11 protein-coding genes are annotated in these 12,744 nt (G+C 60.7%); 8 read left to right on the top strand and 3 right to left on the bottom strand.

Annotated elements, in window-relative coordinates:
• Window positions 1–24: 24 nt before the first annotated feature.
• A complete protein-coding gene (locus HB393_RS04675) occupies window positions 25–849 on the top strand; it encodes a GNAT family N-acetyltransferase (RefSeq protein WP_213803982.1) in 825 nt (274 codons plus the stop codon).
• A 662-nt stretch (window positions 850–1,511) separates the two neighbouring features.
• Here HB393_RS04675 and HB393_RS04670 read toward each other — a convergent pair.
• On the bottom strand, window positions 1,512–2,300 hold the full coding sequence (locus HB393_RS04670; RefSeq protein ID WP_255550787.1) for an SGNH/GDSL hydrolase family protein: 789 nt from the start codon (window positions 2,298–2,300) through the stop codon (window positions 1,512–1,514).
• Window positions 2,301–2,392: 92 nt separating this feature from the next.
• Entirely contained in the window at window positions 2,393–4,213 is a 1,821-nt protein-coding gene (locus tag HB393_RS04665) for a mismatch repair protein (protein ID WP_213803980.1), read from the bottom strand.
• An 88-nt stretch (window positions 4,214–4,301) separates the two neighbouring features.
• Between HB393_RS04665 and HB393_RS04660 the strand changes: the two genes are divergently transcribed.
• The 3 genes from HB393_RS04660 to HB393_RS04650 are packed head-to-tail and all read left to right on the top strand — an operon-like array spanning window position 4,302 to window position 7,530.
• A complete protein-coding gene (locus HB393_RS04660) occupies window positions 4,302–4,709 on the top strand; it encodes a BlaI/MecI/CopY family transcriptional regulator (protein ID WP_213803979.1) in 408 nt (135 codons plus the stop codon).
• A complete protein-coding gene (locus HB393_RS04655) occupies window positions 4,709–6,640 on the top strand; it encodes a M56 family metallopeptidase (protein WP_213803978.1) in 1,932 nt (643 codons plus the stop codon). The genes HB393_RS04660 and HB393_RS04655 overlap by 1 nt, the downstream gene beginning before the upstream one ends.
• A gap of 59 nt (window positions 6,641–6,699) precedes the next feature.
• Window positions 6,700–7,530, top strand: coding sequence for a hypothetical protein (locus HB393_RS04650; protein ID WP_213803977.1), 831 nt, complete (start codon window positions 6,700–6,702; stop codon window positions 7,528–7,530).
• A 3-nt stretch (window positions 7,531–7,533) separates the two neighbouring features.
• Here the strand turns inward: HB393_RS04650 and HB393_RS04645 are convergent, their stop codons facing one another.
• Window positions 7,534–8,520 (bottom strand): aldo/keto reductase, encoded by a 987-nt coding sequence (locus HB393_RS04645; RefSeq protein ID WP_213803976.1) that lies wholly within the window; start codon window positions 8,518–8,520, stop codon window positions 7,534–7,536.
• A gap of 89 nt (window positions 8,521–8,609) precedes the next feature.
• On the opposite strand from HB393_RS04645, the gene HB393_RS04640 reads away from it, so the two are divergent.
• From HB393_RS04640 to HB393_RS04625, 4 genes are all read left to right on the top strand, one after another.
• Window positions 8,610–9,503 (top strand): sugar phosphate isomerase/epimerase family protein, encoded by an 894-nt coding sequence (locus HB393_RS04640; RefSeq protein ID WP_213803975.1) that lies wholly within the window; start codon window positions 8,610–8,612, stop codon window positions 9,501–9,503.
• A gap of 65 nt (window positions 9,504–9,568) precedes the next feature.
• A complete protein-coding gene (locus tag HB393_RS04635) occupies window positions 9,569–10,687 on the top strand; it encodes a DNA topoisomerase IB (RefSeq protein ID WP_213803974.1) in 1,119 nt (372 codons plus the stop codon).
• 120 nt (window positions 10,688–10,807) lie between these two features.
• Entirely contained in the window at window positions 10,808–12,166 is a 1,359-nt protein-coding gene (asnS, locus tag HB393_RS04630) for an asparagine--tRNA ligase (RefSeq protein WP_213803973.1), read from the top strand.
• 119 nt (window positions 12,167–12,285) lie between these two features.
• A complete protein-coding gene (locus tag HB393_RS04625; protein ID WP_345945029.1) occupies window positions 12,286–12,654 on the top strand; it encodes a hypothetical protein in 369 nt (122 codons plus the stop codon).
• The last annotated feature ends 90 nt before the right edge of the window (window positions 12,655–12,744 follow it).

Below are 12,744 nucleotides of genomic sequence, written 5' to 3'. Positions count from 1 at the left end.
TTACTCCAAAACCAAGGAGCAAGCATGAACCAAGCAGCGACAGGCCTGACAGAATCCCTCCACCAATTCATCTCCACCTGGAAGCTACTCGCAAAGCCGTTCCCCCAGGCCGACGTCACCGACAAACCCGGACTCACCATAACCTGGGCCAACATCCCCTTCGTCTTTTACAACACGCTCTTCCTCACCGAACAACTCTCAGATGCCCAGACATTAAAAGACAGAATGCAGCAAGCGCGAACCTACATGCGCGCCAACCAAAACCCCGGCTGGTTGGTCGTCTCCTTGGACAACCTGAGCGGAGCCGCACAAGAGGAGCTCACCAAAATCGCAGAGCAAGAAAAATTCGTACCGCTTCCAATGGTCGGCATGTCAGGCCACATCCTTCCACTGGAAGTAAAACCACACGCTCCCCTACGCTTCGTACGCATATCCGATAAAGCAACCATCACAGACTTCGCAGACCTAAACTGCATGGGATATAACCTCCCCATCCATACCGGCCGCTCCCTCATCCACGAGCACACCTTCTGGCACGAGCACGCCTACGGATTCGTCGCCTACGAGGGCGACCAACCAGTCTCCACCGCCACAGCCATCGTGAACGAAGACTTCCTCTTGCTGTTCCTGGTGGCCACCCTCCCCGAAGCACGCCGCAAAGGATACGCGGACGCAGTAATCCGCCACGCTCTCAACGCAGCCTACGAAGCCACAGGCATCAGGCGAACCGTCCTCCACGCCAGCAACGACGGAGCCCCCGTCTATCTCCGCATGGGATACCGCCCCATCGGAAATTTCATGGGATACCTCCCCGCCGCAGAACCAGAAACAAGCGAAAACCCCGCGTAACTCTCTCCCAACCACATCCCTTTAACAAAAGAACCCACACAAATTTGTCATCTTGAGCGAAGCCCTCGCAGCTTCATCGCGAGGGCGCAGTCGAAAGACCTGCGGTTGCACTTGTCGTTGCTTGTTCTACCGCTGTTGCACTTGCAGTTGTTTGTTTTACACCGTCATCCTGAACGCAGTGAAGGACCCCTGTATTTCGTACTTGCCGTTGGGATTAAGCGTAGGGCTTTAGCCCTACGAAAAAAGCCGAGCCAAAAAGGGGCTTTAGCCCCGGGCCTCTCCCACCCCAACCGCCCAAGGGATAACAGAAAAACGCCAAAGACAGAAGTGAAGACAAAACCAAAACAACAAATCGCCGTTAGAACCTGTCAACCCCCCAAAACCCACCCAAGCCCCACAACCCAATAAAACCAAACAAGATAAAAATTAAAACAAAGTGGCACATTAGTTATGACCAAATCGCTAAAATAGAAACAGCAAGAAAAAGAAAGCCCCCAATCACTCGGGGGCTTTGCTCTTTAAAAATCGAAAACAAAAACGACCGTAACTCAAGCAGGTGCACGGATTTGGCCACAAGCCAAATCTTTAGAAGAATTTAGCGCAGGCCACCCCTCGCATGTCGTGATAAAGACACGCCTTACACCCAGGCAAGGGGGGCACCCCTACTCCGCCAGCACCTTATCGATGGCCGCCTGCGCCAGCGGACCCATAATGGCATACCCCTTCTCAGTCGGGTGAACCCCATCGATACTGGTGCCTGGCTTCATCCCGCCCTGCTCATCGGTCAGCGCCGAGTAGTAGTCCAGATAAGTAGCCCCATGCTCCTCGCAGTACGTCTGGAGCCACGCATTGATCGTCCGAATCTTCGCCACCGGCTCCCTGCCCCGGCGCCACGGATAGTCGAACGCCGGAGTAATCGAAGCCACAATGACGCGTATCCCATTGGCCTTCGCCAGGTCGATCATGGAGGCAAAGTTATCCTCCGTCATCTCCGCCGTCATCGGCCCCGTGTTCCCCGCCACGTCATTCGTCCCCGCGAGGATCACCACCGCCGCCGGATGCAGCGTAATCACATCCTGCCGAAACCGCACCACCATCTGCGGAGTCGTCTGCCCGCTGATCCCACGGTTGACATAAGGCTTCCCGGGAAAGAACGTACCCGTATTCGCTCGCCGTCCCCAGCCGTCCGTAATCGAGTCGCCATAAAACACCACCCGCTTCTCCCCGGCGGCCACCGGAGCCAACGCGGCATTCTCCGTCCGGTAGCGGCTCAACTGCGGCCAGTCATTCAACTTCGCCTGCATCCCCGCCATCTGCTTCTCCAGATCGGCAGCCGAAGGCGCCACAACCGGAACAGCAGGAGCAGGAACAGCCTGCCCAGCCGCTACAGGAGGAACAGGAGCAACCGTACTCTGTCCGAACCCAACTCCCGCCACCAAAGGCGCTATCATCGCGAAACTCCGCACTACTCGCATCATCTGCATCTCTCCCTGGTTCTTGGGCAAGCACGACGCGAGCCCAACGCACCGATTCTAGCTCAGCATCACCCGCGGCCTACATCGAGGCCGATAGAGCGCATCAGTTCCAGCGCATTGCTGGTCTGGACGACGCCAGGATGAAGCTTATAGTCGAAGTGAAGCCGCACAGACCGATCATCGGCGTTCTCCTCGATGTGGTCTTCGAAGTGGCAGTTGATAGCCTGCGGTCCGATGGCCTCGGGAATACGCGTGAGAGCAAGATCGTGCGTAGTGACGATACCGATCGCTCCATGCTTCAGCAGGCTCTGCACGAAGAACTGTGTCCCGATCAGGCGATCGTGAGAGTTAGTGCCAGAGAGCAGCTCATCCAGCAGGAAGAAGACCGGCGTGGAAAGCTGAGTAAGATCGGAGATCAGCTTGAGCCGATTGATCTCCGCGTAGAAGCGCGAGACACCGCCCTGCAGCGAGTCGAGGATGCAGATGGAGGCGGCAACAGCCAGCGGCGAGAGCACAAAGCGCTCGGCGCGCACAGGCGCTCCGCACTGCGCCAGCACCACATTGACGCCGATGGCGCGCATAAAGGTGCTCTTGCCCGCCATATTGGGCCCGCTGACGATGACGAGCTGAAGATCGCTCCCCATACGAAGGTCGTTGCGAACAGCGGTAGCAGGCAGTAGAGGATGCGCGAACGCAGTGGCTTCGAAGATGGGACGAGGAGCCGTAACAAGTGCAGGAAAGGTATCGGTGGGATGCTCAAACGCATAGTTGGAAAGAGCAGCAAGCGCCTCAAGCTCGCCGACGGCTGCAAGCCATGTGCGAATAGCAGGCCCGAACTCCTGCTGCCACTGCTCAGCAGAGTAGGCAAGGTGTGTGCTGCGAAGGATGAAGAGATCCAGAGCGAGAGCGAAGGGGTTGCGGCGGGACTCCAGGGACTCGACGATGTGGCTCAGCCTTCGGATAGCGGCGGATGGAGGGACGCCTTCGCGTTGCAGAGTAGCTTGGAGCTGGGTGAGCCTCGGTGCAGTAAAGGACTGCGTCTCGATGAAGTGGAGAACTTCAGAGAGAAGCTTCATATCGGGTGCGGCTCTCTCGACGGCTTCGATGGTCTGGTTGAGACGACCGTGGAGACGAAAGCTGAAGCCGAGGTTAATAAGGCTCGTGACGAGGGCGAACGTGCCGCGCCCAGTGATGGCCAGGGCAGCCAAACTGGCGAGCCAGAGCACCGACAAGATCATCGCCGAAAGGCGAGTCTGTCGAGTGATGCTGCGGTTGGCAGATTCTCCCCAATGGGAGAGGGCCTCAGGATGGACTCCGAGGCGGACGTCATCGCCAAACGTGAAGAGGCGCTGCCGCAGATCGAGTAATGGAGTGAGTTCGGCCACGGCAGCTTGACGAAGACGAATCTCTTCGACGGAGGCAGGGGCGAGCAGCCATCGAGCCAGCGTCGACTCGCCAGCGCGTGTGCGTGCAGTGCAGAGCAGTTCGAAGAGCGACGCAGAGCCGAAGAGGTCGAGGTCGCGGGCGTAAGGATGAAGCGGGTCGAGGAAGGCGTCGCCGGACTCTCCCGTGCCTTGCCACTTGCCGTTGACTCGGGCGATGCCACGTTGGTAGAAGGCGACGACCTGACGGTTAAAACGCAGCGCCTTGAGGACTCTCTCGTGCGCGACGAAGAGAAAGATAAGCACGACGATCACCGGTGCCATAAGGAGGAGGGCAGGATGTTTGAAGGACCAGAAGATCAGGGCAAGGATGACACCGCCCGCGAGGAGTTTGGCAGTAATGAAGCGCCGATCCCGCTGATTGAGGTGAGATTGGGCTTCGTGAGCCTGAGCGAGGCGCTGGGTGTAGATGGTTTCGGGAGTCGAGCCGGAGAGCATGTCTTCCATTCTGACGGATTCCCGGCCATCGAAAATAATTCCCCATCTACGAAGATTTTCGTTGACACCTACGAACACCTTCGTATAGGTTCTTCTCATGAAGCCGACGAACCACCTGCACCACAGTCTCCCCAAGCCCACCGAGGTCGAACTCGAGATCCTCACCTCGCTCTGGGCCAGAGGAGAAGCGACCGTCCGCGAGATCCACGACGACGTAAGCCGCGAACGCGCCCTCGGTTACACCTCTGTCCTCAAGACCTTGCAGATCATGACCGAAAAGGGTCTCGTCCTCCGCACCGTCGCCGGCAAAGCGCACCTCTACCGCGCCACTGCCTCTCAGGAGGACACGCAGAGCCAGCTTCTCCGCGACCTCTCGCAGCGCCTCTTCGCCGGATCGGCCGCCCAGCTCGCCATGCACGCGCTCGCCATGCAGCCAGCCAGTTCCAACGAATTGCAGGAAATCCGTAAACTCATCGAACGAAAGAAAGACCAGAAGGAGAAGTGATGATCCCTCAACTCAACCAAGCCCACCATCTCGAATCCCTCGGCTGGACGCTCATTCACTTCTGCTGGCAAGCCGCAGCCATCGCGCTCGCCTACAAGGCAATCGACCTCTCCTTCACCCGCACCCGCGAACAGGCTCGCAGCCAGACGCGATACCTCTTCGCCCTCGTCGCGATGCTCGGCATGTTCGCCGCTGCCTCCAGCACCTTTGCCTACGAAGAGATCCGCCTCCAGCGCACCGCATCGCTGGCTGCAACCCAATCCGTAACAAGCGACATCATGGCGGAAGACGCGACGCCTTCCCCATCCAAGGCCGACGCAGCTTCCACCACAGCGCTACGTTCCGAGATCATAGCTGCTCTACCTCGCGCGGAGAGCCTCCTTCCCTGGCTCGACGCTCTCTGGATGCTCGGCGTCCTCGCCCTCTCCGTCCGCACCATCGGAGGCTGGTGGTTGATCCAGCGCCTCCGCAGCACTGCCATCCAGCAGGTCCCGCCGGAGCTCGCAGCCCGCTTCGCCCTGCTCTCCCGGCGCATCGGCATCCAAAGCCGCGTCGCTCTGCGTCTCTCCACCCGCATCGCGAGCCCACTCGCGGTAGGCATGTTCCGCTCGCTCATCCTCCTGCCCGCGTCCGCCCTGACCAGTCTCTCCCCCGAGCAGCTTGAGGCCGTCCTCGCCCACGAGCTCGCCCACATCCGCCGCGCCGACTACCTCTGGAACATCCTCCAGACCATGATCGAGACACTCTTCTTCTTCCACCCCGCTGTCTGGTACGTCGGAGCCAACCTCCGACAGCAGCGCGAGCTCTGCTGCGACGACATCGCCATCGCCTGCGCCGATCCTGTGACCTACGCCACAGCGCTCTACCTCCTCGAAGAGCAGCGCAGCCAGCACCTCGACCTTCGCACCCCAAACGCCGAGTTCCCCCTCGCCCTCGCTCTTGATGGTCACCAAACCCGCTTCACCCTCCGCTCGCGCATCGCCCGCATCCTCGGCGAAGCGGAGGCCGAGCCCTTCGAGTCGACAACCTCGCCCCGCGACATCGCACCCTTCTCCATCCTCGGCGTCTGCGCCGCTCTCGCCCTCTTCCTGCTGCCACTCCCGCAGGTCCTGGCAAGCCTTCGTCCCACGGCACAACGCCTTGCCACAGCCTCGAAGACAGCGATCGCCGCCCCCGCAATGGCCGCAACAACAGCGCCGCTCGCCGCAGCCGCAAAGGCCACCGTTCCCGCTTCAACGCCTGCGCTGGAGGCTCCAACCGCAGAACCCGCTCCTCTGGCATCTCCCGCGCCACTCAGCACAGCGCGTGCGCTTCCCAGCCCAGCGGCTGCACCGGCTCTTGATGTAGATCCAGACCAGGCGACCGCACCAACGCAAGCCTCAGGCTCGAAGTCCGACTACATCACCCAGATGCGCGCTGCGGGCTACGACACCGATCTCGACCACTACATGGCCATGAAGATTCACGGTATCACCCCGGAGTTCGCCCATGACCTCTCGCAGGTCGGCTTCGGAAAACCCAGCGTCGACGACCTCATCGCCCTGAAGATCCATGGCGTCACTCCTGCATACTTCACGGAGCTGCAAGCCGCGGGCATCAAGCCTGAGTGCTTCAAGGACGTCATCTCCTACCGCATCTTCCACGTCACACCCGAGTTCATCTCCGGAATGAAGGCTGCGGGCTTCTCCAACATTCCGACAAAAAAACTAGTCGAGCTCCGCGTTCAGAACATCACCCCTGACTTCGCCCGCACTGCCAAGCAGCAGTTTCCTGACGTCACCGTCAAAGAGCTCGTCGAACTTCGCATCTTCCACATCGACGACGCCTTCATCGCCCGAGCCAAACAACTCGGCCTATCTCCTCTGACCATCAAAAAACTGGTTCAACTCCGAACCTCGGGTCTGCTCGAAGACGAAAGCACCAGAAGATAACCACCGCTCCAAAAATTGAATAGAGATCCGCCCACGCATCCTCGCAGGGAGGGAGAAAAATGATGCAACCTAGCCGCCTGCTCGTCGCTACGTTCCTCGCCGTCTTCGGCGCCGTATCCTCACCCGCTCAGACCTTTGAGACTCTCAAAGGCAACTGTGCCATCGCCGTCTCCACCAGCTCCGACCGGTTCGAGGTCCGCCTCGAACGCGGCACCTGCCCGAAGGAGGCCGAAGACCGCAGCAATCGCGACGCCCGCCGCGACTGCCACACCGACGAGATGCAGCAGCCCTTCGAGTCCTTCTCCGGCTTCGTCGTCACCGATCTCGGCCGCGACGGAGCGCACATCAACGCCGTCCTCACCGCCGAGGCCGGAACCCTCACATGCTCCGGCTCCATCCACAACTTCAAGCTCTCGGGAGACCTCACCTTTACCCCCAACGCAGCCTTCGCCACCCGTCTCCTGAAGCTCGGCATCCAAGGCATCACCTCGCAGAACCTCCAGACCTATGCCCTCTTCCACGTCCAAGGCGGCGCCATCGAGGCCCTGCAAAAGGAAGGCGTCTCAGACATCGACGCGAAGAACCTCGCCTCGCTCAGCATCTTCCACGTCGACGTGCCCTTCGTCCAAAGCATCCGCGCGCTCGGCTATCCGACGCCATCCGCGAAGAAGCTCGTCGAACTGAAGATTCACGGCGTCAATCCCGAAGAGGTCCGCCAGATCCGCGCCATGGGCTACGATCCAACCCTGGAAGAGCTCGTCAAGATGCGAATCTTCAAGGTCACCCCGGAGTTCATCCAGGCCATGAAATCCCGAGGCTTTGGCTCAAGCCCTCAGGACCTCACCATCGCCCGCCTCGTCAAGATCCGCATCTTCAAGCTCGCCGAGTAAAGACTACCAGCGCTGATGCACCAGCTCCCTCACCTTCGCGTCGTAGACTCGCCGTACTCCCTCCATCACTGCATCTGACAGCGCGGGCAGATCCGAAGCCCGCGCATTGTCCGCCACCTGCTCCGGCTTCTTTCCTCCCGGAATCGCGCAGCTCACCGCATCGAACATCAGGATCCACCGCAGCGCCATCTGCGGCATCGTCATACCTTCTGGCAGGAGCGCACGCAGCTCCTTCACCGCCTCCAGCGCGACGTCATAGTCCACTCCCGAGAAGGTCTCGCCCATATCGAAGCTCTCTCCATGCCGGTTGAAGTTGCGATGGTCATCTGCCGCGAACTGTGACTGCTTGGTCAGCTTTCCCGTCAGCATCCCGCTCGCGAGCGGCACACGAGCCAGAATCCCAACCTGCCGCTTCTTCGCCTGCTCAAAGAAGAGCTCCGCCGGTCTCTGCCGGAAGCAGTTGAAGATGATCTGCACCGTCTGCACGTTCTCGTACTCGATCGCCTTCAGCGCCTCCTCCACACGCTCCACGCTCACCCCATAGAACCGGATCTTCCCCGCCTTCACCAGCCCATCCAACGCCCCAAAGATCTCCGGATGGTAGTACGCATCGGTCGGTGGACAGTGCAGTTGCACCAGGTCCAGGCAATCCGTATTCAGATTCCTTAGACTTTCCTCGACCCATCCCGCCAGGTTTGCGGCGCTATACCCTTCCACGACCTGCTTCGGCAGCTTCCGCCCCATCTTCGTCGCGACGACGATCTCCTCGCCGCTCCGCTCCTTCTTTAGCCGCGCAATCAGGCGTTCACTCCGCCCGTTTCCATAGGTATCCGACGTATCCAGAAAGTTGATGCCCGAATCCACTGCCTTGTGCAGCGCCGCCATTGCGTCCGCATCCGAGACATCGCCCCAATCCGCTCCTATCGCCCACGCCCCAAAGCTAACCTCCGAAATCTTCCACCCCGTTCGTCCTAAAGCCCGATAATTCATCCTGAATTCTCCTCGTAGCAGCATACCCGCCTTCGATGACTTCCAGTCCGCTCATCAAAATACCTTCCAATGTTGTACTTTTAGTAAAGATGCAACCTGGTCTCTCTACCCACGTCTTCCTCCAGCAGCGCCTGCACCCCGGCCTTCTGGACGCCATAATCCGCGGCCTCGCTCCCTACGGCAGCCCCGTCATCGAAGTCTTCGCTGCCCGCCACCACTTCGACTACACCGACCGCTCCATCGTCCGCGACCTGGCCACATGGTTCCGCGACGCTGGCGTTCAGGCCACGCTTCACCAGCCGCTCTACATGGATAGCCAGTGGTCCCGCCACGTCTCCCCGACCCTCAACCTGATCGACCCGGAGAAGTCCCGCCGCATCGACGCCATGGACGAGGTCAAGCGCGCCCTGGAATCCGCCGAGCAGATCCCCTTCACCGCCCTCACCCTACACCTGGGCCTCAAGGGCGACCCCTGGAACCTCCGTGCGCTCGAGAACTCCCTCACCGCCATCGAGCATCTTAAGGCCTTCGCCCACCCGCTTGGCGTCAAAATCCTGCTCGAAAACCTCCAGAACGACGTCACCACCCCTGAGCATCTCCTTGAGATCCTCCGCGTCGGCCACTTCGACAACGTAGGCGTCGCCCTCGACCTCGGCCACGCCCATCTCAGCGGCGGAACCCCCGCCATCGACGCAGCCATCGAGCTCCTAAGGCCCCGCATCGCCGCCCTTCATCTTCACGACAACCACGGCGCCGCGCATCAGAAGGACGAGCACCTCTGGCCCGCTGAGACCTCCGAGAAGACCCCCGAGACCATCGACTGGCAAAACATAGCCCGCCACCTCGACACTCTGCCCGCCAAGATCCCCGCAATCCTCGAAATCACCCACGAGCTCGAAGAGACCGCCGACGCCGTCACTCGGAAAGCCTCCGCTACCTTCGATCACCAGCTCCGCCTCACTGATCAGCTCCAAAGCTCCTAGGCCGGCTTTGATCTCTGCCACATCACGCTAAAACCGCGAAGCCTCTCCTCGCATCTCACCCATTCATGTCCGCGCCCAGCAGGAAACCCAAGCCCTCGCGAAGCCCCATCCCGACCCCGGAGCTCATCACCGACCCCGCCGAATCGGCCAAGGCCGCGGGGCTGCGCTACGTATCCGACACCAAACCTGGCATCCAACGCCATCGCCACGGCAAGAGTTTCCGCTACACCGCCCCGGACAATAAACCCCTCCGTGACTCGGAAACGTTGGCCCGCATCAGGTCCCTCGTCATCCCGCCCGCCTGGAACGACGTCTGGATCTGCCCCTACCCCAACGGGCACCTCCAGGCCGCCGGCCGAGACGCCCGCGGCAGGAAGCAGAGCCGCTACCATCCCCGCTGGCGAGAGGTCCGCGACGAGACCAAGTACGAGCGCATGACGCTCTTCGCCCAGGCGCTCCCTATCATCCGCCAACGTGTCGAACAGGATCTCAAGCTCCCTAACCTGCCCCGCGAGAAGGTCCTGGCCGCCATCGTCAGCCTCATGGAGTCAACCCTCATCCGCGTCGGCAACGAGGAGTACGCCCGCGCCAACAAATCCTATGGCCTCACCACCATGCGCAACCGTCACGTCGAGGTCCAGGGCTCCAACATCACCTTCACCTTCCAAGGCAAGAGCCGCATCCACCACACCATCAACCTCCAGGACCGCCGTCTCGCCAACATCGTCAAACGCTGCTCCGACATTCCCGGCTACGAGCTCTTCCAATACCTCGACCCCGACGGGACCCATCACAGCATCGACTCCGCCGACGTCAACCAATACCTCCAGGAGATCACCGGCCAGCACTTCACCGCCAAAGACTTCCGCACCTGGGCCGGCTCCGTCCTCGCCTGCGACCTCCTCCACGCCTTCGAGCCCTTCGCCTCGCCCACCGAAGCCAAACGCAACATCGTGCAAGCCATCAAGTCGGTAGCCAACCGTCTCGGCAACACCCCCTCCGTCTGCCGCAAGTGCTACGTCCACCCCGTCGTCCTCGAGGCCTACCTCGACGGCGACTCCATCGCCTCCGCAAAGCGCAAACTCGACAAGGAGATCGCCGAGCACGAACACGCCCTCCGCGAAGAAGAGCGCGCCCTCGTCACCCTCCTCCAGCAACGCATCCTCCTGGAAAAAGCAAGTTAGTCCTAGCACCCGTCACCACCCGCATTACCTCCCAACAACCAAGACCAAATCGGTGTTAAGCCTTCCCTCACCCCGCCCAAATCCACGCCACTGAAGACGCTTTAGTAGACTCGTAGAGTCATGTCGAACCTTAGCCCTGTCGCTACCATTGCCTCCCTCTCCGCCCACGAAGGCCAGACCATCACCCTACGCGGCTGGCTCTACAACCTGCGCGCCTCGGGTAAGCTGCTCTTTCCCATCTTCCGCGACGGCACCGGCACCATCCAGGGCATCGTCCCCAAAGCTGCCGTCCCCGAAGAGGTCTTCGAGACCCTCAAGAACCTCACCCTCGAATCCAGCGTCATCGTCACCGGCAAGGTACGCGCCGACAGCCGCGCCCCCAGCGGCTTCGAGCTCGACGTCGAAGGCATCGAAGTTCTCCAGCGCGTCCCCGACGAGACTCCATTCCCCATCACCCTCAAAGAGCATGGCGTCGACTTCCTCATGGAGCACCGCCACCTCTGGCTCCGCACCCCTCGCCAGTCCGCCATCCTCCGCGTTCGCGCCACCATCATGCGCGCCGCCGCAGAGTACTTCGACACCAACGGCTTCATCCGCACCGATCCACCCATCCTGACGCCCAACGCGTGTGAGGGCACCTCAGAGCTCTTCGAGATGGACTACTTCGACGACGACAAGGCCTACCTCACCCAGTCCGGCCAGCTCTACATCGAGGCCACTGCCCTGGCCCTCGGCAAGGTCTACTCCTTCGGACCCACCTTCCGCGCCGAAAAGTCCAAGACCCGCCGCCACCTCACCGAGTTCTGGATGATCGAGCCTGAAGTAGCCTTCCTCGAACTCGACGGCCTCCTCGAGCTAGCCGAAGGCTTCATCTCCCACATCGTCACCACCGTCCTCGCCCAACACCGCGCCGACCTCAAGGTCATCGGCCGCGACGTTGAAAAGCTGGAAGCCGTCGTCGCGCCGACGCCCGCCGGGGAGCGCGGCCCATTTCCTCGCCTGAGTTACGAAGAAGCCCACGCGATGCTCGAAGACGCCTTCGCCAAGGGCCTCATCGAGACACGCCACCAAGACGGCGACGACTTCGGCTCTCCCGACGAGACCTACATCTCCAGCCAGTTCGACAAGCCCGTCATGATCCACCGCTACCCAGCGGCTATCAAGGCTTTCTACATGCAGCCCGACCCGCTCGACCCCTCCAAGGCCCTCTGCGTCGACGTCCTCGCCCCCGAGGGCTACGGCGAAATCATCGGCGGCAGCCAGCGCGTAGACAGTTACGATCTCCTCAAATCCCGCATCGAAGCCCACAACCTACCCCTCGACGCCTTCCAGTGGTACCTCGACCTGCGCAAGTACGGCTCCGTCCCACACAGCGGCTTCGGCATGGGCATCGAACGCGCCGTAGCATGGATCTGCGGGCTCGACCACGTCCGCGAGACCATCCCCTTCGCCCGCACCCTCAACCGCATCTATCCCTGATTTACCTTTACGGAAGAAGAGAAGACGAGATGAATAAGAATCTACGAAGAGCAATCCTAGGATCGTTGCTGACCTGCTGCCTCCCAGTCGTAGCCCAGGAAAAAGGAAACTGGCATCCAGTGAGTTCGACCGCCCAGTCCATCACCGGCGATATTGCACTGTCGGACCAAAAGATAACCATCAACTTTTCGTCCTTCACCATAGCCCGGATCCGCAGCCTCGAAAAAGCAGAGATCAGCGCCGCCTTCGATGCGGACAGCAATGCAGCAGGAAGCGGCAGCTTATACCGGCTGAATATACCCGCCGCCAAAAAGTTCCTGCGCCACAATAGCCTCTGCGGCGCCGAGGATACGCAGTGGATGATCACCTACGTGTCGGGACGAGACCTGAAAGTTGCTTTCTTCGCAGGACAGAAGACACCGCCCCTGACCGTAGACGCAATGCAGAACTCAACTGACCTGTGCGGCACCTTCTGGTACGAAAAATAAGTCGGCCAATGAGTATTCATACGGTCTCACTGCGTGCCCACCCTCGCGGCAGTCTCATCGTCGTAAGGTGGGCGTTCGCGAAGCGAACCG

The organism is Granulicella sp. dw_53 (assembly GCF_018449545.1).
GTDB lineage: Bacteria > Acidobacteriota > Terriglobia > Terriglobales > Acidobacteriaceae > Edaphobacter.
The sequence above is the reverse complement of the archived record's forward strand: the minus strand, read 5'-3'. Positions and strand labels throughout refer to the sequence as shown.